We start from the raw sequence: 26,075 nt of genomic DNA, 5'->3' as shown, positions 1-26,075 counted from the left end.
CAGCCGTCGCCCTCGCCGGTTGTCAGCCCCAGTTGCGGTCGATGGACTGGGACGGGGTCGGGCTCGGCTTGGTCTCGGCGACTCGTCGGTCGCTCGGGTGGGTGCCGGGCTCGACGCCCTTGAGGGTGCCGAGGAGTTCTATCTCGGAGAGGGTGACGCCGTCAGCTGCCGGAGCGAAGACCAGGCGGTACTGCGTGTAGGCCTTCGGTGAGGCGACGCTGAAGGACCTCGTGTACGACGTCCACGCCCAGGACTCACCCGTACGGCGGTCCACCGTGCTCCACGTCGTACCGTCGTTCGAACCCTCCAGCGTCCACGCGGACGGCGCCGTACCTGTAGCGCCACTCGTCAGCGTGTACATGCCGACCGGGCGGCCCTGCGGCAGGGCGACCGTGACGGTCGGCTGGGCACCGGTCAGCGTGACCTGCGTCTTCGCGTCGTTGTCGATCAGCGCCGACACGTCGGTGCCGCCCGCCCCGATCACCGCGCCGGTGTCCGAGGTGGAGTCCCGCCAGGTCGTCGGGTCCTCGCCCGGCTTGGTGATCGACGGCGGGGCGTCGTTGCGGCCGGTGCCCCACTTGGTCGGCTGGTCGGTCATCTCGAACTCGATCTTGCCGCCTCCTGCGATCAGGTCGTGCGGCAACGAGGTCGAGGTCCAGTTCTTGCCGTTGACCCGAACGCTCTTCACATAGATGTTCTTGGAGCTGTTCTGCGGCGCCGAGATCACCAGCTTCTTGCCGCCGGCAAGCTTGACCGTCGCCTTGGTGAACAGCGGCGAGCCGATCGCGTACGTCGGTGAGCCGACCTGCAGCGGGTAGAAGCCGAGCGAGCTGAACAGGTACCACGACGACATCTCGCCGTTGTCCTCGTCGCCCGGGTACCCCTGCCCGATCTCGGAGCCGGTGTACAGCCGCGACAGCACCTCACGGACCTTCTCCTGCGTTTTCCACGGCTGCCCGGCCACGTCGTACATGTAGGTGATGTGGTGCGACGGCTGATTGCTGTGGCCGTACTGACCCATCCGGACGTCACGGGCCCTCGAGCATCTCGTGGATCGTGCCGCCGTACCCGCCGGTGTGCAGGGCGTCCTCGGGCGTGCTGAAGAACTCGTCCAGCTTCTTCGCCAGCCCGTCCCGCCCGCCGTAGATCGCGGCCAGCCCGGCCCCGTCCTGCGGTGTCGAGAACGCCATGTTCCACGCGTTCGTCTCGGTGTAGTCGTGACCCCAGTCGCGCGGGTCGAACGTGCTGGGCGAGTTGCCCCAGACGCCGCTCGGGTCCTTGCCCTGGAAGAACCCGACCGCCGGGTCGAACAGCGTGACGTAGTTGCGGGCCCGGTTCAGGAAGTACTTGTAGTTGTCCAGGTACTCCTGCTTGCGCGGGTCGTTCTTCTTCGCCTTGTCGTACAACGCCTTCGACAGGTTCGCGATCCCGAAGTCGTTGATGTAGCCGTCCATCGACCAGCTGAAGCCTTCACCCGTGGTGTTGGCGGTGTAGCCGTTGAACGTGGACAGGTCCATGCCCTTGCGGCCTACGTTCTGCGACGGCGGTACGACGGACGCGTTCTTGACGGCGGCGTCGTACATCGCCTGGACGTCGATGCCCTTGATCCCCTTGAGGTACGCGTCGGCGAAGGCGACGTCGGACGACGTACCGACCATCAGGTTCGCGTAGCCGGGGGAGGACCAGCGGGAGATCCAGCCGCCGTCCTTGTACTGCTGGACGAACCCGTTGACCAGCGCGGCCGCGTCGTCCTGGGAGAACAGCGAGTACGCCGGCCACACCGTGCGGTAGGTGTCCCAGAAGCCGTTGTTCACGTACGTCTGGCCGGCCACGATCTTCGAGCCGGTCGTGGTCGGGGTGTCCGTCCCCACCTTCGGGGAGGTCGGCGACGCGTAGCTGATCACCGGCTTCGCCGCTGTGCCGGTGTTCTCGGAGCCGTTGTTCGGGTAGAGGAACAGGCGGTAGAGGTTCGAGTACAGCGAGGTCAGCTGGTCGGCCGTGGCGCCTTCGACCTCGATCGTGCTGAGCTTCTTGTCCCACTCCTCCTGCGCGGCGTCCTTGACCTTGCTGAACTTCGAGCCCGCCGGGAGCTCCAGCTCGAGGTTCTTACGAGCCTGCTCGGTGCCGATCAGCGAGGTCGCGATCCGGAGCTGCACCTGGGTGGTCTTCGCGTCGAACATGAAGTAGCCACCGACGTTTGCACCGCCACCGTTGGACAGCTTGCCGGAGGCAAGTACCTTCTGGTCCACCACGCCGTACACGAACAGCCGGCCGGCGCCTGTGGACAACCCGCTCCTGATGTCGGAGTATCCCGTGACCACACCGGTCGCCGGGTCGAGGGTCAGGCCGCCGCTGTTGCTGACGTTGTCGAAGACCAGCGATGCCTTGCCGGCCGGGAAGCTGAAGCGCAGCATCGCGGCGTGGTCGGTCGGCGCGATCTCGGCCGCGTTGCCGTTGTCGAACGTGACGCCGTAGTAGTACGGACGGGCGATCTCGTTGTCGTGACTGAACGACCAGGCTCGGGCCTTGCGATCCGCGGTCGGCGTGTCGGCCGTCGACGGCATCACCTGGAAGGTCTGCCGGTCACCCATCCACGGACTCGGCTCGTGGCTGATCGACAACGCCTGCATGGTCGGCTTGTTGGCCTCGTTGTTGCCCTTGGCGTAGTCGTACAGCCAGGACGTGGAGCCGGCGTTCGTGACCGGGGTCCAGAAGTTGAAGCCGTGCGGTACGGCGGTCGCCGGGAAGTTGTTGCCCCGCGAGAAGCCGCCGGTGGCGTTCGAACCGCGGGTGGTGAGCGCGAGGTCCGACGGGTGCTTGGCCGCGGTCTTCTGGGCCGCGCGGTCCGGGTTGATCGCGGCGGCGATCCGGACGTCGTCGACCCAGCCGCGGAAGTCGGCCGGCCCGGACGGCTTGTCGTAGCCGATCAGGATCCGCTTGATCGTCTTGCCGGCGGCAACCGTGCCGAGATCGGCCTCGACGTTGTTCCACTGGTTCGTGTACAGCGCCTTCGAGTCGCCCTGGCCGCGCGGGCTCAGCTCGAACCCGTGATGGTCCTTCGCCTTCAGGTCGCTCAGGTACGTGCCGTCGTCGAACGCCAGGTCCAGAGCGGCGTACGTACTCGGGTAGCTGAGGTCGCCCTCGACGTGCTCGGGGAAGATCTTGTACGACAGCCGGGTGTCCTTGCCGACCTTGAGGTCGACGTCGGAGATCTTGTTCCACGTGAAGCCGCGGCCCGTCGCGTCCTGGTGACCGGCGTACCGGAAGGACTTCACCCCGGTGAAGCCGACGCGGGCGCGGGCGTTGTACGCGCTCGTCGGGCCGGAGTCGAGCCGCGATTCCGCGACCGGGCCGGGCGGCGGCAGCGGGTCGCCGTTCGAGAGGTACCAGTCGGCGAGCTGGACGATGTTCTCGCCGTGGTTCAGCGTGACGTCGAACTTGAAGTACGTGTACGCCGTGTCGTTGGCGAAGCTGTACTCCTTGGTCTGGAACCGGTTCTCGAAATTCTGGTTCGTCTGGGTGTCCAGGGTGGTCCAGGTGGTGCCGTCGTTCGAACCGGACACCGTCCAGTTCTTCGGGTCGCGGCCGTCGGCGTCGTTCGCCGAGGTCAGCGCGTACTTCTTGATCACCACCGGCGCCGAGGTCTGGTAGACCAGCCAGCCGGTCGGCGCGAACACCAGCCACTTGGTGAACTTGTCGCCGTCGGCGGCGTTGGTGGCGATCTCGCCACCGCCGGTGTTCTCACCGCTCGCGGTCACCTTGGTGACCTTGTCCATCTCGCTGCCGCCGACCCCCGTCGGCGTCGGCCCGCGGACACCGTCGGTGCGCGGTTTCCCGTCCGGGCCGGTCTCGACGGCGTCGGTGTAGCCGGGCTGTGGTTGCCCAGGCTCGAACGAGGTGAAGTACGACGAGCCGCTCACCACAGGCTGATCCGAGACCGAGGGAGATGCGGCATTTGCTGGCGTCATGGCAACTGACATTGTCACAACGAGTCCGAGCGACGTGACGAGCCCCAGTGGGCGGCGGAGATTCATCCACGCTCCTCTGCACGAACGTCCGGCGCGACAACCCCCGTCCGCCGGTGTGGGTACGCGGCCCCGATGACAAGGTTGTCAGCCCACGCCCGGCCGGAATCGTCTCCCGCCGATCACTCGCGGTCAAGGCCTCGTCGCAGTCGGTCCGCCTTGACGCGTGAGTTTTCCACAAGTGGCAACGCGATCGTGCTGCGACAGGCACAGCCGGTAACTACAGTTACCTTGCGCGGTCCGGCGGAGACCGCACGTTCTGGGGAGGATCGCGTGGCCGTGAAGCTCGTGCGCCGGCAGTACACGCACCTGCTGCTGCCGCACGCCTCGCTGGACGATCCGCAGCGGGCGCTGTTCGAGGTGGCGCTGCGCCCGGCCGGCTGGGTCGCCGATCCGGACGAGAACTCCACCATGTCGCTGCGCTGGACGAAGGGTCATGCAGCGCTTCGAGTGCAGACGCTCGGGTGGTTCCCGCTGCTGGTGACCGTCGGCCCGATCGGAAGGCCGTCCGCGGTGCATCGGGACGCTGCCGCGCGCCTGACCGCAGCCGTGCTGGCAGGTGGTGGCAGGAGCTTCACCGACCGGCAACTGGTCGAGTACCTGCCCCAGGCGCAGCTCCGCTGGCAGCGGGCGCTCCTGGAGCGTCAGCGGTTGTCCACAGCCGAGCGCGTGCTCCAGGCACGCCGCTGCTCGTACTGCGGTTCCTGGTCAGACACGTCCGCGACGCACTGCGCGGGCTGCCGGCGCCGGTTCACGACAGCAGACGACCGGGAACGGGACACCACGGTCAGTCGCGCCACGGCGACGGTCAAGGAGGCGGAGACGGCGCTCGCAGAGTTGGCACGCGGTGTGGTGCTGGAGCGGTTGGGGGGTGTCACGCATGGCTGAGGCTGTTGCGACCCGTGAAGCCGTGCAGTGGGGCTGGGAGTACCGCGGGCGTGAGGTCGTGGTGGTCGAGCAGCACGACCCTCCGGTTCCCGCAGTACCGCCGCCGACGGCCCTGGCCGCGCTGGAGAGCAAACGCGCTACTGCTGAGCGGCTGCGCCCGGTGCTGGTGTGGGTGGTGGCTGGTGCTGCCGTGGCGACGGCTGTGGTTGCTGTCGTGGTCCAGCCGTTGCTGGCGTTGATACCTGCGTTGGTGGCGTTGGGTGTCGCGTGGCTGTGCTGGGGGCGGCCTGAGCTGTTGCGGCGGGCAACCGTGAAGGAACATCAGCTGTGGCTGGCGGACTGCGTCAGCACGATGGCCGGGTTCGAGCGGGACGTGCAGGCCTGGCAGCAGGACCTGAGCGAGCGGGAGCGCACCAGGTCGCTCACGGTCGACGCAGTACGGCCGTGGGTTCCGGTGGGTCCGGTGACGAAGGAGCGGGTCGACCTGTACGGCGGTACCGCTGCGGGCTGGCGTGCTGCGCTACTGGCGATGGGTACGTCGCTGATGAGCGCGGGCGGACGGCTGGTCGTTCTTGACCTCACGCAGGACACCGTGGTCGAGCCGCTGCGTCAGCTGGCCGAGGAACATGGTGCGCCGATCCGGGCGTCCGTCGTACCGGAACGCTCGGTGAACCCGTTGGCTGAGCTGAGCGCTGACGAGGTCGGTGTGGTCGTGGCTGAAGCGCTCCGTGCGGCAGAGCCTGAGCAGAGCGAGTCCCGTGGTGTTGACGCGACCCTGGTGCAGCAGGTGGCCGAGTGCCTTCAGGATGCGCCGGTCACGTTCAAGAGGCTGCACCTGGCGTTCCAGGTACTGCTGCGGCAGCTGACGCCGGATCAGCGTGGTCTGTTGACCCGGTCCGAGTACGCGACGCTTACCGATCTACTCAGCGAGTCGGCCAGGCGTTCGGCCGAGGCGCGGCTGTTCCGGCTGGCGGCCGGGGTGCAGCGGCTGGCCGCTGTTACCGGCGACGCGGCGATGGACGGGTGGGACGGCGAAGAGGTCTCGCTGCGGGTGTTCGAGCTGTCGCATCGCGAGTCCGAGCTGACGGCATCGTTGCTCAGGCACCTCACGTTCCAGATCACGATGGTCCGGATTCAGCGCGGCGAGCTGTCCGGGCGGGGCGAGCGGATCGTCGTGATCGCGGGAGCGGACGCCTTTGCGCGGCCGGAGCTCGAGCGGTTCGACAGCATCTGCCGGCGCAATGGGCTCCGGCTCGTGCTGCTGTTCGCGCATCTGCGGGACAGCGCGGTGGAGGTCCTCGGCGGCGGGGACGCCGTACTGTTCATGCGGCTCGGCAACGCGAAGGAGGCCGAGCAGGCCGCGACGTTCATCGGGCGGCAGCACCGGCTGGTGGCGAGCCAGTTCACGTACTCGCACGGGACCAACACGTCCACCTCCACGTCCGACAGCACCACGCGCGGCAACAGCGCGTCGACGAGCGACTCGAGCGGCGTACAGACGTCGGACAGTCGGCAGGCGACGTTCGGGTTGCTGTTCAGCCGACGGCACCGGTCCGGGTCCAAGACGAGTGGCGAGCAGTCCTCGTCGTCGACCACCGGTGGTACGTCGTGGTCGGAGTCGACCTCGAGCTCGACGTCGGACGGGACCACGGAGAGTACGTCGATCGGGTACCAGCGCACGTACGAGTACGCGATGGAGCCGACCGTGCTGCAGGGCTTGTCACCGACCGCGTTCGTGATGGTCGACCCGCTCGACCCGGCGAGCCCGCGCCTGGGCGACTGCGATCCCCGGCTGGGTGCTTCGTGATCCCGCGGTTGCGGATCACCGAGGTGCCGCTCGTCGGCGGGCCGGATGCGGAGGTGGCGCAGCGGCTGACTGCCTTGCGGCGCGGGCTGCTGCCTGGGCTGACCTTGCAGGCCGCGGCCGGTGGGCCGTTCGGGTTCTGCTGGACACGTACCGTCGCGGGCGGGCCGATCGAGGTGCGGGCCGAGGTGTGCCCGGTCGGGGCGCGGGTGGTGGCCGCCGACGCGGTCGACTTCCCGTGCTGGGTGAGCGTCGACGGCGTACACGACGTACTCACTGCGCTGCCTGAGGCCGAGGTGGAGCCGACCGGCCTGCTCGAAGATCTGGTGGAGACGTTGCCGCCGTTCGCGTGGCTCGTCGAGGCGGTGCCGATCGCGGATCGAGGCGAACTGCTCGACGATCTGCATCTGCGAATGACGATCGGGCTGGACCGCGAGAAGATCTCCGGCCGCGACGCGTTGGAGCTGGAGCGGAATCGCGCGCGCTACCGCGACTTCTCCGCGGCCCAGGGCGGCCTGTGGTCAGTGCGCATCCACGTCGGCGCCGGGGACGAGTCCACCGCCCGGATGGTCGCCTACGCCTTGTCGAGCACCGCCGACCTCCACGAGACGCCGTACACGCTGATGGTCCACGATGCTTCGGAGGGGTTCGAGGCGACCGGGGAGTTGCTGGCGGCGGTTGCGCGGCCGCCGGTGCGGGAGATTGCTGGTGTACGGGCGGTCGAGCAGGTGCGGTTCGACCTGACGCCGGAGACGCCGGCGGACGGGATCCCGCTCGGCGACGTGATCGACACCGCGGGCCGGGCGGTCGCGCCGATGACGGTCTCGCGGGACACGCTCAACCGGCACACGTTCGTCGCCGGCGCGACCGGTTCGGGCAAGTCGCAGACGATCCGGCACCTCCTCGAAGGGCTCAGCGCGGCCTCCGTCCCGTGGCTGGTGATCGAGCCGGCGAAGGCGGAGTACGCCGGGATGGCCGGGCGGCTCGGCGCCGACTCCTCCGTCGCGGTGATCCGCCTCGGCGACCCGGACGCCGTACCGCTGAGTCTCAACCCCCTCGAACCCGAAGCCGGCTTCCCGCTGCAGACACACCTCGATCTGGTCCGCGCGTTGTTCCTCGCCGCCTTCGAGGCACACGAACCTTTTCCACAGGTGCTGAGCCAGGCCTTGACCCGGTGCTACACGTCGTACGGCTGGGATCTCGCGCTCAGCCGCGGCGCCACGCAGTACCCGACCCTCGCGGACCTGCAGACCACGGCACGCGCGGTCGTCGACGACATCGGGTACGGCGCCGAGCTCGCCGCCGACGTACGCGGTTTCGTCGACGTCCGGCTGACCTCGCTACTCCTCGGCACCCCCGGCCGCTTCCTCGGCGGCGGCCATCCGCTCGACGTCGCGGACCTGCTGCGGCGCAACGTCGTACTGGAACTCGAAGACGTCGGCGACGACCAGGACAAGGCGTTCTGCATGGGCGTCGTCCTCATCCGCCTCATCGAACACCTCCGCGTACACCGCACCGCGGCCTCCGGCCTGCACCACGTCACCGTCGTCGAAGAGGCCCACCGGTTGCTCAAGGCAACCACTGGCGACTCTGGCGGCACCGCCGGCCACGCCGTCGAACTGTTCGCCGGCCTGCTCGCCGAAATCCGCGCGTACGGCGAAGGCATCGTGATCGCCGAGCAGATCCCCAGCAAGGTCATCCCCGACGTGGTCAAGAACTCGGCCCTCAAGATCCTGCACCGCCTCCCCGCCGCCGACGACCGCGAAACCGTCGGCACCACCATGAACCTCACCGCCCCCCAATCCCGAGCCGTAGTCTCCCTCCCACCCGGCCAAGCCACAGCCTTCACCGACGGCATGGACCGCCCAGTCCTACTCCGCATTCCCCACGGCGAAGCCCGCGAACGACGAGCAGCCTCACCGCCGACAGTCGCGGTCGTCGGCCGCCGGAATTCGACCTGTGGAGTGAGCTGCGGTGGGCGTCTCTGCACGGTTCGCGACATCGCGGACGCCGCGCGATTCCTGCAGGAGAACCCGAGGTTCGTCCTGTGGGTGGAGCTGCTGACAGTGGCGCATCTTGCGGCTGTTCCCAAACCGGTGCCGGCGGCTCCTTGGACGTTCGACGACGTTCCCTCGCAGGTCGTGGAGTGCGCGATTGCCGAGGCGGTCGGAGCCGCCGTACTCGGGCGCTCGGAGGCGCTCGGGCGCGACGTCGTCCCGGCGCTCCTCGTCGACCACCTGGCCCAGGTCGTCCTCGGCGTTGTGAGGCACCGACGACTCGCCTGCCCGGCAACAGAGATCGAGTGGCAGGCCGGCGACTTCCGCTTCGCCGACGTCGCGGATGCGCTGCGCACGTACACCGGCCCCTTCGATGCACCGCACCCTGCGACCCCCGAATGGGCGATGCGCGGCCTGAAGCTCTGGGGCTCGACGATCGAGGAACAGATCGGCAGCTACCTGAAGAGCCACTCCGCCAAGGTCTCACCCACGCTGCTGTTCGGCGACGGCACGCTCCTCCGCACCGCCGCCGCCCTGTCCAGGTCTACCGCCCCGTACCTGCAACTCGTCACCGCGACCCGCGGCCTGATCGTGCCCGGCGGCTGGCACCGCCACGTCTTCCGCACCCTGGAAACAACGGCCGACTAATGGACCGCCCCAGACGCCAACCCGACCCCATCGAACCGGACCAGCCCGCAGACGCACCCAGTGATCCCACCGCGTCTGTAGAGCCAACCGCTCACGTCTCCGACAGCCACCCCGCTCCCGAAGCCGAAGTACCGCAGTCGACCTCCGATTCACCCATCACGCCGAGTGCCGACGCCACAGACCGGCTACCCGCAAGCCTCCGCGAACAAATGCGCCGGGACCCGATCTTCACCCGGGACGGCTGGGGAATCGACGCACCGCCGAGCCGACCGAACGACTCGCCGCAGGAGGAGCCGGAGCCGCAACCTGATTCGGACGAGCCGGACAGTCCTGATCAGAACGACGAGGAGTCTCCTGACAAGCCCGCCTCCAGCGACGACAGCGGCCAGATCCGTCGATTCGCTCTCGATGCCGAGATCGATGGTGAACCGGTCAGAAGCCGTTTCGATCATTGGGACCCCGAGAGGCTAGCCATGCCACGACCTCCGAAACCCGATACGCCGGCGCCAAGCGATCGGCGGCCCGAAGTGGGCGATCGCCGCGCCGAGGACGAGCGGAACGGGGTCGCCTACATCGCCGCACGTCAGGAGGCGAGACCCTGGCTTGCCCCGGCGGCGAACTGCGAACCGATTGTTCAGAGCGTCTACGCGTCCATCGACCAGTCGAAAGGCCACGGTCACATCAGGCACGGTGCGATGGGGTCTGACGAGTTGCAGGCCCGCAGGGTCGCGTTCAACGAAGACCCGGCACAGGCCGACCCGGATCAGCGAGCGGCGGGCGTCGACGGTCTCGATGACTCGAAGCAGCACTACTGCGGGAAAGACTCGACCAGGGTCAACGACGCGACAGCTCTCGCGGCGATCTACGTCATGGCGTCCGAACACCCCAAGGTACGGGCGATCCTGGACCAGCCTTTCGACAACAACATGCAGCCTCGCGACATCGTGGTGCCGATCGTCGAACTCCTAGGACCGAACGGGCACGAGGTCTGTTCGGGTTTTACGCTGAAGGGCTGGCCGGAGGCCAAGGTCGCGCGTAAGGAGTGGCTGGAGGCGAAGCGATCCGGAGCGGATGTCTCGGATGTCCCGTCCCCGGAGGTCGAGCGGATTCCGACGTTCGAGGGCGGCGACATCAAGATCGTTTTCAAGCGGAACCCTGAAACCCAGAGCTACGGGATCTACACGCTCTTTCCACGTCCGTTCGACGAATGACCGAGGAGACCTACGTGAGCTACTCCGGCGAGTACTGGTTGAAGCATCGGGATGCACCGTTCGCGACGTTCCTGTCGGTCGTGCAGACGCACCTCCACTCGGAGGCCGACCCGGACAACTTCTCCGCCCTCAGACGGCGGGCGCAGGAAGACCGCCCTGAGGACACGGAGCTGCAGACGTTCAAGGCGGAGTTCTCGCGCCTGTTGAAGGGTGATCGTGAGGGACTGCCGAGCGAGGCTTTGAGCCTCGCCGCGGACGGCGACGACTGGAAGACGGATGACGAGTTTCTGGTGTGGTTGTGGCGGGAGTTGTATCCGGGCGAGGCTGTGCCGGCCAAGGGGTGAGTGTGGACAGCGTGCGGGTCTTTGCTGGGTGGGGCGGGTGGGGTGCAGCTTCGGTTGAGTTGAGGAACTTGCTTTCGCCGGCGGTGGTTGAGGAGTTGGGGGTGGCGTTTGCGGGGGCGGTTGGGTGGCATGGGGGGCAGGTGCGGCCGGCGGGGGAGGCTTACTGGGAGCACTTGTTGCAGGTGGTGGATGTGTTGGTGGGTGGGGTCGGGGTGACGGATGTGGATCTGCTGCGGGCGGGGGTGTTGCATGACGTGGTGGAGGACACCGGCGGGACGGTGGGGGAGTTGGAGGCGCGGTTCGGGGCGCGTACGGCGGGGTTTGTGGAGGCGGTGACGATCGGGGTTGAGGGGCGTACGGCGTATCTCGGCAAGCTCGCGGGGGCGCCGCGGGAGGTGTTGTTGTTGGAGTTGTCGGATCGGTACAGCAACGTGCAGCGGTTGCACACGCATCCGCGGGTGGTGAAGCAGCGCTCGTACTACGCCGAGACTGTTGAGCATTTCGTTCCGTTGGCGACGGTGGATCCTCGGTTGGAGGAGCTGTTCACGCGGTGGGCGGCGGCGTACTCATACCTCGCTGGACCTGTCGACACCCTCGAGAACGTCGACAGGCTGGCGGCGGCCGTGCATCGGGAGCAGGTTGACAAGAGTGGCGAGCCGTATGTGTTGCATGTGCGTGGTGCTGCTGAGATCGCGCGCCGGGACGGGGCGGACGAGCATCAGCAGATGGCGGCGCTGTTGCACGACTCTGTCGAGGACACGAGTTGCACGCTGACTCAGTTGACGGATCTGGGCGTCCCGCCGGAAGTGGTGGAGATGGTCGATGCGCTCACCCGCCGGCCCGACGAGTCCCACGATGACTACCTGAACCGGCTCGTCCACACCCCGGCGGCAGTACCTGTGAAGCGGGCCGATATCGAGCACAACAGCAGCCATGCGCGGCGGAGCCGGCTCGACCCGGAGACCCAGGAGCGTCTGCGGAAGAAGTACGCGCATGCTCTTGAAGTACTCGCTGGGTGACAGCGCGTGAGGAGCATGGTCGGGGGTGGACCGGCGCAGGTAGGTTGAGCGGTATGGATGAACGTGTGCTGGTCACCGGGGCCTCCGGGTTTATCGGGCGGGCCGTGGTGGCGGCTCTGCGGGAGCGGGATGTGCCGGTGACTGCGGTGGATCGTGAGCCGGCGGACGCTTCGTGGGACGCGGGAGTGCACGTGGTGACGGGGGATCTTGCGGACCAGGAGACCTGCGTTGCGGCGTTCGAGACGCGGCCGACTGCGGTGGTGCATCTGGCGGCGTTGACGTCGGTGTTGCGGTCGGTGGATGCGCCGATGCAGACGTTCGCGCAGAACGTGACCATCACGCAGGTCCTGCTGGAGTTGGCGCGGGGCAGCGGGGTGGACCGGTTCGTGCTCGCCTCCACCAATGCGGTGGTCGGAGATGTCGGTACGTCGACCATCAACGCCGACCTGCCGCTCCGGCCGCTGACGCCGTACGGCGCGACGAAGGCCGCGTGCGAGATGCTGCTCTCGGCGTACTCGGGGAGCTACGGGATGGCGGCCGCGGCGCTGCGGTTCACGAACGTGTACGGGCCGGGCATGTCGCACAAGGACAGCTTCGTGCCGCGGATGATGCGGGCTGCGCTGAGTGATGGCGGCGTCCGGGTGTACGGCGACGGGACGCAGCGGCGTGACCTGGTCTTCATCGACGATGTGGTGAGCGGCATCCTGCTCGCACTCGACAGTAAGTACGACGGGCGCGCGATCATCGGGTCCGGGCGTTCGGTGTCGGTGCTGGAGATGATCGAGACGGTGCGCGCGGTGACCGGGTGCGCGGTGCCGGCCGTGCACATCGATGCGCCGGCGGGTGAGATGCCGGCCGTGGTCGTGGACATCACCAACGATCTCGGCTACCGGCCGACGGTCTCGCTGGAAGACGGTCTGGCCCGCACGTGGCAGTACTTCAAGAACCAGTGAGGGAGCCGGTAACCCTCGCTTCGTTGAGGAAGGAGCTGCGGACACACTGGTTGCTCGCGGTCCTCCTGACCTTGGGCCTGGTACTGCGGATCCTCGCGACTGTCGCCTACACGCCGGCGATCGTCTACGTGGACTCGGTGCAGTACCTGACCAACATGGGCAAGCTCAGCCCGGACCAGCTGAACCCGATCGGGTACGACTTCGTCCTCGGTCCTCTCGTCTGGCTCGGCGGGCTGAAGCTGGTCGTGATCATCCAGCACCTCGGCGGGCTGCTGCTGGGCGTGGTGATCTACGCGCTCGCCCGGAAGCTGACCGTGTACCGCTGGCTGTCCGCGGTCGCCGCCGCACCGATCCTGCTCGACGCGTACCAGGTGCAGATCGAGCAGAACATCATGGCCGAGACCACGTTCGACGTGATCCTGGTGGCGATCCTGTGGCTGCTGCTCGTGAAGGGCGTGCCGGGTTGGCGCCGCGCAGCGGTGGTCGGCGTACTCGTCGGTGCCGCGTTCACGGTCCGCGCGATCGGCCTGGTGCTGCTGATCGCCGTGGTGCTCTACCTGATCGTGGTCGGCAACGCCTGGCGGAAGCGGCGGATGGACGTGGTACGTCGTACCGCGGCCGCCGTCGCCGGGTTCGGCATCGTCTTCGCGGCGTACGGCGGGTACTACCGGGTCGACACCGGCCGCTGGGGTTTCACCGGCGCCCAGAACGAGATCCTGTACGGGCGGACCGCCACGGTCGCGAACTGCGACAAGCTGCCGCTCAACGACGGCACCCGCCTGTTCTGCCCGAAGGAACCGCTCGGGCACCGGCTGGGAGTGGACAAGTACGCCCACGACCGCTACGGCGACAAGAACTGGCCGGGCCCGTTGCCGCCCGGTACGACGAAGCACCAGTTGGCCGCGGAGTTCGCGCATCTCGTCATCACGCACCAGCCGCTGGACGTGACGTGGGCAGTGCTGAAGGACTTCGCGAAGGGCTTCGCGCCGACCCGTACCAGCTCGCCTGACGACGTACCGCTGGACCGCTGGCAGTTCCAGCTGGTCTACCCGAACCTCAAGGACCCCAACACCGCCAAGGCGGCAGTGAAATGGGGAGGGTCCGAGCCGCACGTCTCTCACGTGCCTGCGGTCATTCTGCGCGCCTACCAGCTGCATGGTGGGTACACGTCCGGCACACTGCTCGGGCTGGGCGTACTGATCGCTCTTGCCGCTGTAGCTGGGTTGGGGCGCGCCAAGACCTCAAGACTTCGTTCTGCTGCTCTGTTGCCCGCAACGGCTGGTGTGGTGCTCCTGCTCGGCTCAGCCGCGTTCGAGTTCTCCTGGCGCTACCAACTGCCAGGGCTGATCTTCTTCCCGCTGGCAGGTGTCATAGGCCTCCGCGCCATCCTCGGTAAGGACCAGGCCCGGCCTGCGATGGCCGCCTACCCGGACACGGTGGACACTGCGGCAGCCAAGAGCCTCCACGGCACGAACTTCGCCCCGGTGGTCGTCGTCATCGCGGCGTACAACGAGGCCGCCCGGATCGGGCCGGTGCTGACGAACATGCCCAAGACGTGTGCCGGTATGCCGGTCGACGTCCTGGTCGTCGTGGACGGCGCGACCGACGACACCGCCGACGTCGCGAAGGACCACGGGGCGTACGTCTGCATCGCCCCGGCGAACCGCGGCCAGGGCGCCGCGCTCCGGCTCGGGTACCACCTGGCGGCCGAAGGCGGGGCGGAGTACGTCGTCACCACCGACGCGGACGGGCAGTACGACAACGACGAGCTGGAGGTCCTGCTCGAGCCGATCCTGCTTGATCGGGCCGATTTCGTCACCGGGTCGCGCAGGCTCGGGGCCGAGGACGCGGACAGCCGGCTGCGTTGGGTCGGCGTCCGGGTGTTCGCCGTACTCGCGTCTCTGCTGACCCGGAAGAAGCTGACCGACACGTCGTTCGGGTTCCGCGCGATGCGGGCCGACCTCGCGACGGCGGTGACGCTGCGTGAACCGCAGTACCAGTCGTCGGAGCTGTTGCTCGGGGCGCTCGCGCTCGGCGCGCGGGTGGTCGAGCTGCCGATGACAATGCGCCGCCGCGGCGACGGGAGCAGCAAGAAGGGCCCGGGGATCGTGTACGGCGCGAACTACGGGCGGGTGATGACGACTACGTGGCTACGGGAGTACCTGCTTCGGCGGGGGCGGCGACAGGCTTGGCGAACACCAGCCGATCGAACAGTACGAACTTCACGATGAACAACACCGCGTACGTCCCGAAGTACGAACCGGTCACCAGCAGCGTCTTCCAGGCGTGTGACTCGATCCCCCGGACCAGGTGGTCGGTCAGCGAGGTGACCAGCGCGGCGGAGACCGCGGAGCCGATCACGATCATCGTGTACGGCAGCTTCTGACCGCTGCGGCCCCAGGTGTAGCGGCGGTTCAGCACGTAGTTCGGGATGGCGCCCGCGAGCCAGGCGACCAGGGTCGCGACGAGGGCCGGCGTACCGAACCAGTAACAGAGAGCGAACGCCACCTGGCTCACCACAGTGGCCACTACGGAGGACGCCGAGTACTTCGCCCAGAGCAGCAGCCGGGCACGGGAGAGAGTCTTCCTGAGTGCGCGCATCGCAACCCATTGTGCCCCTCCGCCTCCGCTGATGGCAGCCGGGCCGAAATTCTCAGCCGATTGCCAGCGATTAGGTGGTACCGGTCACGTTACGGGAGCGGGTACTCGGGATAGGAAGGACTGTGACGACGTCCCCGATTGGAAGGCGGCCGAGCCGTGCGAGTACTTGTTCTGGGCGGTGACGGTTACCTAGGGTGGCCGACAGCACTGCACCTCTCCGACCGCGGCCACGACACGGCTGTGCTCGACAACATGGCCCGCCGTGGGTACGACCGCGAGCTGGGCGTCCAGAGCCTGGTTCCGATCGAGGATCTCGAGTCTCGGGTGAAGGCCTGGGAGCAGGTCTCCGGCAAGACCGTCCCGTCGTACGTCGGTGACCTGCTCGACGCGGACTTCGTCTACCGGGTCCTGCAGGAGTTCGCGCCCGACGCGATCGTGCACTTCGCCGAGCAGCGGGCGGCGCCGTACTCGATGATCGACCGCGAACACGCTGTGTACACGCAGCACAACAACGTGGTCGGCACGCTGAACCTGATGTACGCGATCGCCGAGATCAACCCGGACATCCACCTGGTGAAGCTCGGCACGATGGGTGAGTACGGGACGCCGAACATCGACATCGAGGAGGGCTGGCTGGAGGTCGAGCACAACGGGCGCAAGGACCGGATGCTCTACCCGAAGAAGCCCGGCTCGTTCTACCACCTGAGCAAGGTGCACGACTCGCACAACCTCGAGTTCGGGTGCCGGATCTGGGGGATGCGGGTCACCGACCTCAACCAGGGCGTGGTGTACGGCCAGCAGACCGACCAGACCGTGCGCGACTCGCGGCTCCAGACCCGGTTCGACTACGACGCCGTCTTCGGTACCGTGCTCAACCGATTCGTCATCCAGGCGGTGCTGGGCGAGCCGCTCACGGTGTACGGCGCCGGCGGCCAGACGCGGGGCTTCCTGGACATCCGGGACACCGTCGAGTGCATCCGCCTCGCGGTGGAGAACCCGGCGGACGCGGGCGAGTTCCGGGTCTTCAACCAGATGACCGAGAGCTACTCGGTGTCACAGCTCGCCGAGCTGGTCGCGGAGTCCTTCCCCGGCCCGGTCCAGTTCGAGCACCTGGAGAACCCGCGCGTCGAGCAGGCCGAGCATTACTACAACGTCAAGCACACCGGCCTGGTTGGCCTCGGCCTCCAGCCCCACCTGCTGTCCGAGACCCTGATCGAGTCCATGTTCGACATCGTCTCTGCCAACAAGGACCGCGTCGACCCAGCGGCCCTCCTCCCCACGGTCCGCTGGAAGGGCCACCTCAAGCGGTAGCGACTCGGACGAAGCCAGTCGCTCAATCAGCGGCGGCCGCCGACAAGAAGGGTCGGTACGACGGCCAGGAAGCGGTTGCGGCGGCCTCGGCGGGACTGTTCCACGAGCCAGTTGTCCGCGTCTTCCTGGGTGATCAGTGCCTTCTCGACCGCTGCGCCGGCGGCCGACTTGAGCTGCGGAGCCAGCTGCCCGTGCTCCGTGACGATCTCGTTGTGGACGGCGACCTCGACGTCGTGGAACCCCGCGTCGAGGAGTACGTCGCGCAGGGTCCGGGTCGCGCGTGGCGAGACCGTTCGCGACTCCAGACCGAGGCAGATCACGTCGGTCAGGTCCTGGTCGGAGCTGTCGATCAGCAGGAAGCCGTAGTCCTGGCCGCCGACCACGATCCGGCCGCCGGGGTGGAGGACCCGGCGGGCTTCGGCGATCGTCGGACGCGGATCCTCGAGCAGGTGGAACAGCCGGAGCGCGCGATAGCCGTCCGCCGACCCGTCCTCGAGGGGCAGGTCGTCGGAATGTGCCACGTGAAACATCGCCCCGGGCGCCCGCTCCCGGGCCGCCTCGATGGCGTCCGGGTCCGCGTCGATCCCGGTCACCTTGAGGCCCTTCCTCGCCAGCTCGGCGACCGCATGCCCCGCTCCGCACGCGACATCGACACAGGTCGCCCCGCGTTTCAGCCCCAGCATCCGGTACGACGCCGCCCGCAACTCGGCCGCACCCGGACGCTCCTCGATCCAATCCAGAAAGCTCATACGGTCCACGGTGCAACTTCAGGTGGACCTGAAGTCAATCCATCGACACCTTGTCGAACGTCGTCGTGGTGTGCCGGACGTCGAGGTCGACCTCGTCGCCGACTGCCGGCGGCGCCACCGTGGCCGGCAGGAACAGCATGCTGGCCTGCATGTGCGGCGGCTCCGCGAACCACCGCTGCTTGCCCTCGATGCTGAACGGCGACAGCGCCATCCCGGCCGCGTCCAGACCGCCCTTCGCCATCGCGATCGCCCGCTGCCGGACGGTCGCCGCGGCGGTCGGAGCCTCCAGCCCGACGCCGTTCGCCGTACCGCCGGAGACGACCAGGATGTGCCCGTCGCCGGTCACCCGCCGCTGCCGGTACCCGACGCGCTCGCCCCGCCGTACCGAATGAACATCGAGGACGGTCGCCTTCACCGACAGCGCGCCGCGGTCGCCGAGCCACAGCGCCGTACCCATCCGGAGCTTGACGTTCTCGCCGATGTCGGCGAGCTTCTGCGCCGGTACGTGCGACACCCAGAGCGTGCTCTTCCGTACGTCGAGAGCCGCCTTGGCCAGCTGCTGCGCCTCGCGGAGGTTCGCCGACGTACCGCCCGCGCCCATCGGGAAGTGCAGCGACCAGCCCTCGAAGCGGATCCGGTCGAGCGCGTTCAGCAGCATCGTGTGCCGCAACTCGCGGGCGCCGATGCCGTGCCGCCGCATCGAGGTCATCACCTCGATCAGCACCCGGCTGCCGGCCGGGATCGAGACCAGGTCCGCCAGCCGGCTGACCGTGTGGATGACGTTCTGGCTCTTCGGCATCTCCAGGAACGGCCGCCACGGCGACAGCACCACGACGTCCTCGCGCCCAGAAGAATTAAGCTCAGTCGCGGGGACCTCGAAGTACGTGCCGACCGCGATCGTCTTAGCGCCGAGTGCGCGGGACTCTGCGAACAGCCGGTGGTTCCCGAACCCGTACCCGTTGCCCTTGGCGACCGGGACGATGTCGGGGTTCCACGTGGCACGCAGGTGATCGCGCCATCGATCGGAATCGACGTGCAGGACTAGGGGCATGGTGTCAACGCCGTCTCATGTAGAGGTCGAATGCGGTGTAGAGCGCCTTGTTCAACGGCAGATCCCACTCACCGACGTACTCGACGGCCTCGCCGCCGGTCCCGGTCTTGAACTGGATCAACCCGACGTGCGGGTCGTTCGGGTCCAAGGTGTCGGTGATGCCCCGTAGGTCGTACACGGACGCGCCCGCCGCGAGTGCGTCCGTCATCATGCGCCACTGGATCGCGTTCGATCCGCGTACGTCCCGCTTGGTGGTCGAGCTGGCACCGTAGGAGTACCAGGAGTGACCGCCGACCCGGACCCAGATCGTCGACGCCACCAGGTCGCCCTCGTGATGGGCGTTGTAGATCCGGAAGTCACAGCAATCGGCCGGCTGGTTGGCCATCGCGGCGTACATCTTCTCGAAGTACGGCAGCGGCCGCGGCGTGAAGTGGTCGCGCTCGGCGGTCTCGACGTACAGCCCGTGGAACGCCTTGATGTCCTCGGGGCCGCCCTGCGTCACCTCGACGCCGGCCTTCGCAGCCTTCTTGATGTTCCGCCGCCAGAGCTGGTTCATGCCCTTCAGCAGGTCGTCCTCGGTGCGGCCGGCCAGCGGCACCTGGAAGACGTACTGCGGTTGCCCGGCCGCGAAGCCCTCCGCGATCCGCGGCGGCTTCCAGCCGAGCTTGCGAAGCTTGTCGCCGACGGTCGCGCCGGACGGCTCGATCACGTCCGGGCGGACGTCGCCGAGCCGGGGCTGCTGCCCGCCGGCGATCGCGTCCTTGATCGTCTGGGCGCTCCACCGCCTGGTCGCCACCGGCGGACCCATCCGGATGCCGAACGCGCCGCGCTCGGCCAGGTGCGCGGCCAGCGGGCGCAGGTAGCTGCCGAGGTCGATCGCGTCCCAGTCGACGACCGGGCCTTCCGGGAGGTATGCGAGGTACCGCTTGACCTTCGGCATCTGCCGGTAGAGCACCAGGCCGACGCCGACCAGCTCGCTCGGCGTGCCCGGTTCGTACCAGCCGAGTGACTCTGCTTTCCACTCACTCTTCACCGCGGCCCAGCCGGGCGTCTGCAGGAAGCTCGCCGCCGGCTGCGCCGCGATGTACGCGGCGTGCTCGTCGGACGAGATGGTCCGGATGCTCAAGTCACTCACGGTGGGTCAGGCTACCGGCCCAGCCGCGTGAACCGTAGCCGAGCCGGTCTCTGATCAAACCGACTTTGAGAACCCACCGACCAGAATCTCGCGCCGGAAATGGTCGGTGGGTTCTCAAAGTCGGGCTTTCAGCTGTTCGGGAGCCTCCGGATATCGAGTTCGGCTAGGTTGTGGAGTCCGGAGGGGAGGGGATATGAGCGGTACGAACGAGCGCCCGCTGCGTGCGGACGCCCAGCGCAACCGCGGGCAGATCCTGTCCGCCGCGTCGCAGGCGTTCACGAACTGCGGCCTGGAAGCGACCCTCGAGGGCATCGCGAAGGACGCCGGCGTCGGCATCGGGACTCTCTACCGGCACTTCCCGACGCGAGAGGCCCTGATCGAGGCGGCGTACCGCAGTGAGCTGGCATCCGTCTGTGAAGCGGCCCCCGAGCTCCTCCAGAAGCTGCCGCCGGAAGAGGCGCTGCGGGCCTGGATGGACCGCTTCATCGACTACATGGCCCGCAAGCGCGGGATGGCGGATGCGCTGCGGGCGGTGCTGGCCTCCGGAGCGAATCCCTATGCGCAGAGCTTCGACCTCCTGATCGGCGCCGTACAGCCGCTGCTCGACGCAGGCGTCGCAGCCGGCCGCCTGCGTTCGGACATCTCGGCCGCCGACCTGCTGGTCAGTATCGGCGGCGTCGGCGGTGCCGCGGCCGACCGCGAGCAGGCCGGGCGCCTCCTCGACCTGCTCCTCGACGGTCTCCGGTACGGCGCATGAAGGTCGCGCTGGTGACCGGGTCGACGTCGGGGATCGGCGAGGCGACTGTACGGCGGTTGGCGGCCGACGGGATGACCGTCGCGGTGCACTCGCGCTCGACCCGGGACGTCGGCGAGGCGCTGGCCGCGGAGCTCGGCGGGTCGTACCACCAGGCCGACCTCTCCGACGACACGGCCGCGGCCGCACTCGTGCCGGAGGTGCTGGCCGCGCACGGGCGTCTCGACGTACTGGTGAACAACGCCGGGATCAGCTGGCCCGTCCCGCACGCGGACCTCGACGCGTTGACCGCATCCGACTGGCGGCAGTTGCTCGACGTGAACCTGATCGCGCCCTGGCTCCTGTGCACGGCCGCCCTTCCCGCGCTGCGCGAGGCCGGCGGCTGCATCGTCAACGTCACAAGCCACGCGGGCGTCCGCCCGAAGGGGAGCTCGATCGCGTACGCCGCGTCGAAGGCCGCGCTGAACCACGTGACCAAGCTGCTCGCCGCCGCCCTGGGGCCTGACGTCCGGGTGAACGCGGTCGCCCTCGGACTCGTCGACACGCCGCTCACCGAAGCGTGGACCGAAGCCCAGAACCTGTGGAAAACCTCGAGCCCGATGCGCCGCGCCGCGCACCCCGCGGACGTCGCCGACCTGATCTCGGCGGTTATCCACAATGCGTACCTGACCGGTGAAGTCATCCTGCTCGACGGCGGCCTGAACCTTCGCTGATTCTGTCCGTGCCGACCCCTACGATCACGGGATGTCGTTGGGTCGAGACTTCCGGCGGTTGTGGGTTGCGTTCACGGTCAGTTCGTTCGGATCGGCGGTCGGACTCGGCGCGCTGCCGTTGGTCGCCGTGCTCGCCCTGGACTCCACCACCCTCCAGGTCTCGTTGCTCGCCGCGTCGTCCGCGCTGGCCGGGGCGGCACTCGGGTTGCCGATGGGGGACTTCATCGAGCAGCGGCACAAGCGGCCGGTGATGATCGCGTCGGACCTCGTCCGGTTCGTGGCGTTGGTGTCGGTGCCGGTCGCAGCCGCGTTCGGCGTACTGACGTTTGCGCATCTGTGCGTGGCGGGCGTGCTCCAGGCGGCCGGGACGATCGCCTTCCAATCGGCGAGCGGGGCGCACCTGAAGGCGCTGGTGCCGGCGGCGGGCCGGGCCGAGGCGAACAGCCGGTTCGAGCAGACGAACTGGGTCTCGCTGAGCGTCGGCCCGGCGCTCGGTGGTGTGCTGGTCAGTCTGGTCGGTGCGACCGTGACGCTCGGGGTCGACGCGGTGTCGTTCCTCGGGTCGGCGCTCGGCATCCGGCGGATCCAGCAGCCCGAGCCGGAGCCGGTGAAGCACGAGGGCAAGCGTGACATCACCGCCGGCTGGCGGTACATCTTCGGGCATCGCGGTCTACGCGCCCTGTTCTGGAACGCGATGCTCTTCGGCGGGTCGGTGATGATGACGTCGCCGTTGCTGACCGTCTTCATGCTGCGCGACCTCGGTCTCGCGCCCTGGAGCTACGGCGTGATGCTCGGCGTCTCCTGCATCGGTGGAGTGATCGGCGCGCGGCTGGCTCCGACGCTCACCAAGCGGTACGGCCTGCACTGGATGCTGCTCGTGTTCGGCGTACTGCGGGCTCCCTGGCAGTTGCTGTTCCCGCTGGCGCCGCACGGGTGGGGCGGGTTCGTCGTGCTCACCGTGGCGCAGACGGCGCTGCTTGTCGGAGCGGGTGCGTTCAACCCGTCGTTCGCGACGTACCGGATGGAGGTCACCGAGGACGGGTTCATGTCGCGCGTCCTCGGGTCGTGGTCGATCAGCTCGCGGTGCGTGCAGCCGGCGTTCATAGCGCTCGGCGGGGTGCTCGCCACCGTGGTCGGGATGCGGGGCGCGCTCTGGGTCGCGGGCATCTGCTGCACGCTGAGCGCCGTACTGCTGCCGTGGAAGTCGGCTAAACCAGCTCCAGTGCCTGAGCCAGCCTGACGACCGAGCCCACCTCTTCCGCCTGACCGTCGAGGTACTCGGCGGCGGCCTCCGGCGGCAGCACCAGTACGTCGGTGACCTGCTCGCCGTCCTCGGGGTTCGTCGGCGGTTGCTCGATCACGACGTCCGCGACGTAGTTCGCCCAGTACGACACCGGGTGCGGCAGATGCGGACGGTACGGCGCCGGTCGCCGGTGATCGGCGCGGTGGGCGCCGAGCCAGGTGAGCGGGCCGGTGAGCCGCGCGCCGGCCTCCTCCAGCAGCTCCCGCTCGACGAGCTGCTCGATCGTCTCGCCCGGTTCACGGGTACCGCCGGGCAGGAAACGCCAGCCGAGATCGTTGGTACAGACAACAATTCCGTCGGCGGTCCGGCAGACCACGTGCACGTTGCTGATCAGCTCGTCCGGCGGCTGCTCGACGGTGTACCGGACGTCCAGCTCGCCCCACTCCCAATACCCCGGCGCGAACAGGTCCGGGAACTGCTCCGCCCAGGGCTGCATAACCTCATTCTGCGCTACCGTCCCTGCCATGGAGCAGTCAGACCCCGAGCCCGCCCCGGCCGCCGACCCCGGCAACACCCCCGCGGCCAACCCCAAAGCGGAGCTGAACGGGAAGGCTGAGCCGGACGACGCGGCCGAGCAGGCGAAGCCGGCGGAGCCGTCGGAGCCGGAGCCGACTCCGGAAGAGAAAGCTCGTCGCATGGTGCGCACGTTCCTGTGGACGTGCGGCTGGCTCACCATCCTCGCGGCCGCGTTCCTGCTCTCCGACGTCGTCCAGTCCGACAAGCCCTTCGGCGCAGTCGGCTGGATCAGCGTGGTGCTCACCTACCTCTGCGTGCTCGCACTCGTCGCCGCGTACTTCGCCTGCGCGCGCGGCCGAGTCACGCTGCGAACCCGGCTGCTCGGCCGGTTCGACCTCTTCCAGGTCAGCACCGTGCTCATCCTCGTCGCGGTGATCTTCGGCCTGCTCATCCCGACCAGCCACACGGCCACCCTGGCCCTCTTGCTGCCATGGGCCTTGACCTACTGGATGTACGGTCTCGACCGACCGAAGCCGCCTGCGGCCTGAGCCTTACGTGAGGTGCGCCCGGAGGTAGTCGAGGTCTGCCTTCTGGCCGTTGTCCGCGTTCGGGGTCTCGACCACGACCGGGGCGCCGGCGGTCTGGACGACCGCGACGATGTCCGCCGGGTCGATGTGACCGTCCTCGAAGTTGCTGTGCCGGTCCGCGCCGGAGCCGAACTCGTCCCGCGACCCGTTCGCATGCACCAGGTCGATCCGCCCGGTGATCGCCAGCACCCGCTCGACGATCGTCGGCAGCTCCTCACCGGCCGCGTGGAAGTGGCACGTGTCCAGGCAGAACCCGACGTTCTCCAGCCGGTCGTTGCCGGACGCCTGCACCGCCTCCCAGAGCCGCTCGATCCGCTCCAGCTGCCGGGCCATCGCGTTCTCCCCGCCGGCGGTGTTCTCGATCAGCAGCGGCACCGGCAGCTCGGCCCGCTCGATGCACTTGCGCCAGTTGTCGAACCCGGCCTCCGGATCGTCCTCGTCGCCGACGTGCCCGCCGTGCACGATCACACCCTTGACGTCGATCTCGGCCGCCTTGTCCAGCGTCTGCTGCAGCAGCTTCCGGCTCGGGATCCGGATCCGGTTGTTCGTGTTCGCGACGTTCAGCCGGTACGGCGCGTGCACGTACAGATCGACCCCCGCCGCCGCGGCCCGCTCCTTCAGCGCGTCCTCACCGTCGCCGTACGCAAGCTTGGGCGCCTTGTAGTCCTGCGGGTTCCCCAGGAAGAACTGCACCAGATCGGCCCCCCGATCGGCAGCCTCCGCCAACGGATCCTCCTGGTCCACATGCGCACCGAGCTTCACAGTCATAACCCCACCCTAGAACCGCTCGCCGACACTTCACGAACCCCAGCCGGCCGAGCGGGTCACCGTGCGGTTCTCGGGGACGACCGGCTGGACCGGGCGGCCCTCGAACTCGGTGGAGAGGACGATGTGGGTGTTCATTTCGCCGTGTTCGCCGAGGCGTTCGAAGAGGCCTTCGAGGTGTTGCATCGACGCGACGCGGACGCGGAGCATCGAGCAGGAGTTGCCGCTGAGTTTGTGGATCTCGAGTACTTCGGGGAAGTCCTCGGCGCGGGTGGTCTTGAGCAGGCAGCGGCCGGTCGTGCAGCGCATCTGGACGAAGGCGGACAGCGGTTGGCCGGCGCGGGCGGGGTCCACCTCGGCGTGGTAGCCGGTGATCACGCCCGCCTCTTCGAGTCGCCGTACCCGGTCGGCGACCGCGGGTGGTGAGAGGTTGACCCGCTTGCCGAGCTGGTTGAACGACAGGCGGCCGTCGGACTGCAGCGCGGCGAGGATCTGCCAGTCGGTGGAGTCCAGTTCACGCTCCTGAAAGGTCATCTCCCCAGAACACCTTCGATGTCGACGGTGCACAAGCCCGGACGCCTTTCTTTGGGCATTCATCGCAGCGCCGGGCCTTTCTAGCGTGGTCGGCATGCTGACTCCCGTCGTTCTCGCCGCCGCCCTGATGAACGCCGCGATGGTCGCCGCCAGCGCGGTCAGCGCGATCCTGATCGCCGACGACCTCGGCCCGGCGCTGGCCGGGCTCCCCAACACCGCGGGCGTCCTGGGCACTGCCGCGGGCGCAGTACTGATCGGCCGCTGGACCTCGCGCATCAACCGCGCTCAAGCGCTCCGCCTTGGGTACGGCGTGGGCGTGACCGGCGGCGCAGTCACGGTTATTGCGGCCGTAGGCGCACCGGTCGCTCTGCTCTTCCTAGGCATGTTCCTACTGGGTGCGGGCAACGCGGCCAGCCTCCTGTCCCGCTACGCCGCTGCCGACCTGGTACCTGCAGCTAGACGCTCCAGGGCCATGAGCACAGTCGTCTGGGCCAGCACACTCGGCGCCGCGGGCGGACCGTTCCTCCTGGCACCTTCCCAGTCAGCCGCGTCCGGCCTTGGCCTCCCTGCGATCGCAGGCCCATTCCTACTAGCACTGGCCGCAGTCTTCGCCGCCCTGGTCGCGTCGACGTACATCCGCCGTACCAAGCCAACTGATGCCCCACAGGTCCGCGCAGCAACCAGCGGACGCCCCGTGCTGCTGGCAGCCGGAGTGATGATCGTCGGGCAGCTCGTGATGGTCTCGGTCATGACAGCCGTCCCCGTCCACACCCACATGCACCACGACGGACTGGGCGTGCTGGGCGCGATGCTGTCTGTCCACACCCTGGGGATGTTCGCGTTGTCCCCGCTCACCGGCTGGTGGATCGACCGCTCTGGACCACGGGTGGTGATGCTGGCCGGACTCGTGGGTCTGCTCGCGGCCGCCGTACTGGTCACTCGGACCGGCCTGGTCTTCACCCCGTCGCTGTTCCTGCTCGGGTACGCGTGGAACCTCTGCTACCTCGGCGGCAGCGCCCAGCTCGGGTCGGCCGCGCTGGAGAGTCGTGTGGAGTCGTCGATCTGGACCGTGTCAGCGCTGGCCACAGCTACCTCGCCGTGGCTGTTCACGCTCGGCGGATTCCCCGTTCTGGCCGCGGTCTCGCTCACCCTCGCCGTACCGGTGCTCGTCCTGGTACTGCGGCAACGTGAGCGCATGGTCACTCTCGCTGACACAGAGTGACCAAT

23 protein-coding genes are annotated in these 26,075 nt (G+C 68.3%); 14 read left to right on the top strand and 9 right to left on the bottom strand.

What is annotated here, in order from left to right:
• Nucleotides 1-22: 22 nt before the first annotated feature.
• Nucleotides 23-1,021 carry a glycoside hydrolase domain-containing protein gene (locus JOF29_RS44700; RefSeq protein ID WP_281067427.1) on the bottom strand — a complete coding sequence of 333 codons (999 nt, stop codon included), beginning with the start codon at nt 1,019-1,021 and terminating at the stop codon, nt 23-25.
• A 7-nt stretch (nt 1,022-1,028) separates the two neighbouring features.
• Nucleotides 1,029-3,968 carry a GH92 family glycosyl hydrolase gene (locus JOF29_RS23650; RefSeq protein ID WP_281067426.1) on the bottom strand — a complete coding sequence of 980 codons (2,940 nt, stop codon included), beginning with the start codon at nt 3,966-3,968 and terminating at the stop codon, nt 1,029-1,031.
• Between the two features lie 330 nt (nt 3,969-4,298).
• Between JOF29_RS23650 and JOF29_RS23645 the strand changes: the two genes are divergently transcribed.
• The 8 genes from JOF29_RS23645 to JOF29_RS23610 all read left to right on the top strand — a co-directional run bounded on the left by JOF29_RS23645 (nt 4,299) and on the right by JOF29_RS23610 (nt 15,120).
• The gene (locus JOF29_RS23645; RefSeq protein WP_209696662.1) at nt 4,299-4,913 is read left to right on the top strand and encodes a hypothetical protein; all 615 of its coding nucleotides are present in this window, start codon (nt 4,299-4,301) and stop codon (nt 4,911-4,913) included.
• Complete coding sequence (locus JOF29_RS23640) at nt 4,906-6,720, top strand: hypothetical protein (protein WP_209696661.1); 1,815 nt, start codon at nt 4,906-4,908, stop codon at nt 6,718-6,720. Before JOF29_RS23645 ends, JOF29_RS23640 begins: the two co-directional genes overlap by 8 nt.
• Nucleotides 6,717-9,362: an ATP-binding protein gene (locus JOF29_RS23635; protein ID WP_307863636.1), complete on the top strand. Its 2,646-nt coding sequence runs from the start codon at nt 6,717-6,719 to the stop codon at nt 9,360-9,362. Before JOF29_RS23640 ends, JOF29_RS23635 begins: the two co-directional genes overlap by 4 nt.
• Nucleotides 9,363-9,571: 209 nt before the next feature.
• Complete coding sequence (locus JOF29_RS23630; RefSeq protein WP_209696660.1) at nt 9,572-10,573, top strand: hypothetical protein; 1,002 nt, start codon at nt 9,572-9,574, stop codon at nt 10,571-10,573.
• Nucleotides 10,570-10,917, top strand: coding sequence for a hypothetical protein (locus JOF29_RS23625; protein WP_209696659.1), 348 nt, complete (start codon nt 10,570-10,572; stop codon nt 10,915-10,917). Before JOF29_RS23630 ends, JOF29_RS23625 begins: the two co-directional genes overlap by 4 nt.
• Entirely contained in the window at nt 10,866-11,936 is a 1,071-nt protein-coding gene (locus JOF29_RS23620; protein WP_307863635.1) for an HD domain-containing protein, read from the top strand. The genes JOF29_RS23625 and JOF29_RS23620 overlap by 52 nt, the downstream gene beginning before the upstream one ends.
• A 53-nt stretch (nt 11,937-11,989) precedes the next feature.
• On the top strand, nt 11,990-12,889 hold the full coding sequence (locus JOF29_RS23615; RefSeq protein WP_245359398.1) for an NAD-dependent epimerase/dehydratase family protein: 900 nt from the start codon (nt 11,990-11,992) through the stop codon (nt 12,887-12,889).
• A 23-nt stretch (nt 12,890-12,912) separates the two neighbouring features.
• On the top strand, nt 12,913-15,120 hold the full coding sequence (locus JOF29_RS23610) for a glycosyltransferase family 2 protein (RefSeq protein WP_209696657.1): 2,208 nt from the start codon (nt 12,913-12,915) through the stop codon (nt 15,118-15,120).
• Here JOF29_RS23610 and JOF29_RS23605 read toward each other — a convergent pair.
• Entirely contained in the window at nt 15,032-15,490 is a 459-nt protein-coding gene (locus JOF29_RS23605) for a GtrA family protein (protein ID WP_209696656.1), read from the bottom strand. The genes JOF29_RS23610 and JOF29_RS23605 overlap by 89 nt on opposite strands.
• Nucleotides 15,491-15,646: 156 nt before the next feature.
• Between JOF29_RS23605 and JOF29_RS23600 the strand changes: the two genes are divergently transcribed.
• Nucleotides 15,647-16,801: an NAD-dependent epimerase/dehydratase family protein gene (locus JOF29_RS23600; protein WP_209696655.1), complete on the top strand. Its 1,155-nt coding sequence runs from the start codon at nt 15,647-15,649 to the stop codon at nt 16,799-16,801.
• Nucleotides 16,802-16,827: 26 nt separating this feature from the next.
• Here JOF29_RS23600 and JOF29_RS23595 read toward each other — a convergent pair whose 3' ends face one another.
• The 3 genes from JOF29_RS23595 to JOF29_RS23585 are packed head-to-tail and all read right to left on the bottom strand — an operon-like array spanning nt 16,828 to nt 19,736.
• Nucleotides 16,828-17,550, bottom strand: a complete 723-nt coding sequence (locus JOF29_RS23595) for a methyltransferase domain-containing protein (RefSeq protein ID WP_245359396.1) — start codon at nt 17,548-17,550, stop codon at nt 16,828-16,830.
• Between the two features lie 34 nt (nt 17,551-17,584).
• Complete coding sequence (locus tag JOF29_RS23590) at nt 17,585-18,601, bottom strand: alanine racemase (RefSeq protein ID WP_209696653.1); 1,017 nt, start codon at nt 18,599-18,601, stop codon at nt 17,585-17,587.
• A 4-nt stretch (nt 18,602-18,605) separates the two neighbouring features.
• Nucleotides 18,606-19,736, bottom strand: a complete 1,131-nt coding sequence (locus tag JOF29_RS23585; protein WP_209696652.1) for a lipid II:glycine glycyltransferase FemX — start codon at nt 19,734-19,736, stop codon at nt 18,606-18,608.
• Between the two features lie 193 nt (nt 19,737-19,929).
• Here JOF29_RS23585 and JOF29_RS23580 point away from each other — a divergent pair, with 193 nt between their 5' ends.
• The 3 genes from JOF29_RS23580 to JOF29_RS23570 are packed head-to-tail and all read left to right on the top strand — an operon-like array spanning nt 19,930 to nt 22,443.
• Complete coding sequence (locus JOF29_RS23580; RefSeq protein WP_209696651.1) at nt 19,930-20,493, top strand: TetR/AcrR family transcriptional regulator; 564 nt, start codon at nt 19,930-19,932, stop codon at nt 20,491-20,493.
• On the top strand, nt 20,490-21,203 hold the full coding sequence (locus JOF29_RS23575) for an SDR family NAD(P)-dependent oxidoreductase (protein WP_209696650.1): 714 nt from the start codon (nt 20,490-20,492) through the stop codon (nt 21,201-21,203). Before JOF29_RS23580 ends, JOF29_RS23575 begins: the two co-directional genes overlap by 4 nt.
• A gap of 31 nt (nt 21,204-21,234) precedes the next feature.
• A complete protein-coding gene (locus tag JOF29_RS23570; RefSeq protein WP_209696649.1) occupies nt 21,235-22,443 on the top strand; it encodes an MFS transporter in 1,209 nt (402 codons plus the stop codon).
• Here JOF29_RS23570 and JOF29_RS23565 read toward each other — a convergent pair.
• Nucleotides 22,412-22,942 (bottom strand): NUDIX hydrolase, encoded by a 531-nt coding sequence (locus tag JOF29_RS23565; protein WP_209696648.1) that lies wholly within the window; start codon nt 22,940-22,942, stop codon nt 22,412-22,414. The genes JOF29_RS23570 and JOF29_RS23565 overlap by 32 nt on opposite strands.
• Before the next feature lie 28 nt (nt 22,943-22,970).
• Here JOF29_RS23565 and JOF29_RS23560 point away from each other — a divergent pair, with 28 nt between their 5' ends.
• The gene (locus tag JOF29_RS23560) at nt 22,971-23,510 is read left to right on the top strand and encodes a hypothetical protein (protein ID WP_209696647.1); all 540 of its coding nucleotides are present in this window, start codon (nt 22,971-22,973) and stop codon (nt 23,508-23,510) included.
• A 3-nt stretch (nt 23,511-23,513) separates the two neighbouring features.
• Here JOF29_RS23560 and JOF29_RS23555 read toward each other — a convergent pair whose 3' ends face one another.
• A complete protein-coding gene (locus JOF29_RS23555) occupies nt 23,514-24,317 on the bottom strand; it encodes a deoxyribonuclease IV (RefSeq protein WP_209696646.1) in 804 nt (267 codons plus the stop codon).
• 30 nt (nt 24,318-24,347) lie between these two features.
• Nucleotides 24,348-24,848, bottom strand: a complete 501-nt coding sequence (locus JOF29_RS23550) for an Lrp/AsnC family transcriptional regulator (RefSeq protein ID WP_209696645.1) — start codon at nt 24,846-24,848, stop codon at nt 24,348-24,350.
• Between the two features lie 94 nt (nt 24,849-24,942).
• Here JOF29_RS23550 and JOF29_RS23545 point away from each other — a divergent pair, with 94 nt between their 5' ends.
• The gene (locus JOF29_RS23545; protein WP_209696644.1) at nt 24,943-26,070 is read left to right on the top strand and encodes an MFS transporter; all 1,128 of its coding nucleotides are present in this window, start codon (nt 24,943-24,945) and stop codon (nt 26,068-26,070) included.
• The last annotated feature ends 5 nt before the right edge of the window (nt 26,071-26,075 follow it).

This window comes from Kribbella aluminosa (genome assembly GCF_017876295.1).
Taxonomy (GTDB): Bacteria; Actinomycetota; Actinomycetes; order Propionibacteriales; family Kribbellaceae; genus Kribbella; species Kribbella aluminosa.
Note: the sequence above shows the minus strand (reverse complement) of the source record. Positions and strands in the feature narration are given on the sequence as shown.

What these genes read in the sequence shown, in the direction of transcription:
- JOF29_RS44700 (WP_281067427.1), bottom strand. Translation starts at nt 1,021, where the DNA reads ATGGGTCAGTACGGCCACAGCAATCAGCCGTCGCACCACATCACCTAC.
- JOF29_RS23650 (WP_281067426.1), bottom strand. Translation starts at nt 3,968, where the DNA reads ATGACGCCAGCAAATGCCGCATCTCCCTCGGTCTCGGATCAGCCTGTG.
- JOF29_RS23640 (WP_209696661.1), top strand. Translation starts at nt 4,906, where the DNA reads ATGGCTGAGGCTGTTGCGACCCGTGAAGCCGTGCAGTGGGGCTGGGAG.
- JOF29_RS23630 (WP_209696660.1), top strand. Translation starts at nt 9,572, where the DNA reads ATGCGCCGGGACCCGATCTTCACCCGGGACGGCTGGGGAATCGACGCA.
- JOF29_RS23625 (WP_209696659.1), top strand. Translation starts at nt 10,570, where the DNA reads ATGACCGAGGAGACCTACGTGAGCTACTCCGGCGAGTACTGGTTGAAG.
- JOF29_RS23615 (WP_245359398.1), top strand. Translation starts at nt 11,990, where the DNA reads ATGGATGAACGTGTGCTGGTCACCGGGGCCTCCGGGTTTATCGGGCGG.
- JOF29_RS23605 (WP_209696656.1), bottom strand. Translation starts at nt 15,490, where the DNA reads ATGCGCGCACTCAGGAAGACTCTCTCCCGTGCCCGGCTGCTGCTCTGG.
- JOF29_RS23595 (WP_245359396.1), bottom strand. Translation starts at nt 17,550, where the DNA reads ATGAGCTTTCTGGATTGGATCGAGGAGCGTCCGGGTGCGGCCGAGTTG.
- JOF29_RS23590 (WP_209696653.1), bottom strand. Translation starts at nt 18,601, where the DNA reads ATGCCCCTAGTCCTGCACGTCGATTCCGATCGATGGCGCGATCACCTG.
- JOF29_RS23580 (WP_209696651.1), top strand. Translation starts at nt 19,930, where the DNA reads ATGAGCGGTACGAACGAGCGCCCGCTGCGTGCGGACGCCCAGCGCAAC.
- JOF29_RS23575 (WP_209696650.1), top strand. Translation starts at nt 20,490, where the DNA reads ATGAAGGTCGCGCTGGTGACCGGGTCGACGTCGGGGATCGGCGAGGCG.
- JOF29_RS23570 (WP_209696649.1), top strand. Translation starts at nt 21,235, where the DNA reads ATGTCGTTGGGTCGAGACTTCCGGCGGTTGTGGGTTGCGTTCACGGTC.
- JOF29_RS23565 (WP_209696648.1), bottom strand. Translation starts at nt 22,942, where the DNA reads ATGCAGCCCTGGGCGGAGCAGTTCCCGGACCTGTTCGCGCCGGGGTAT.
- JOF29_RS23560 (WP_209696647.1), top strand. Translation starts at nt 22,971, where the DNA reads ATGGAGCAGTCAGACCCCGAGCCCGCCCCGGCCGCCGACCCCGGCAAC.
- JOF29_RS23555 (WP_209696646.1), bottom strand. Translation starts at nt 24,317, where the DNA reads ATGACTGTGAAGCTCGGTGCGCATGTGGACCAGGAGGATCCGTTGGCG.
- JOF29_RS23550 (WP_209696645.1), bottom strand. Translation starts at nt 24,848, where the DNA reads ATGACCTTTCAGGAGCGTGAACTGGACTCCACCGACTGGCAGATCCTC.
- JOF29_RS23545 (WP_209696644.1), top strand. Translation starts at nt 24,943, where the DNA reads ATGCTGACTCCCGTCGTTCTCGCCGCCGCCCTGATGAACGCCGCGATG.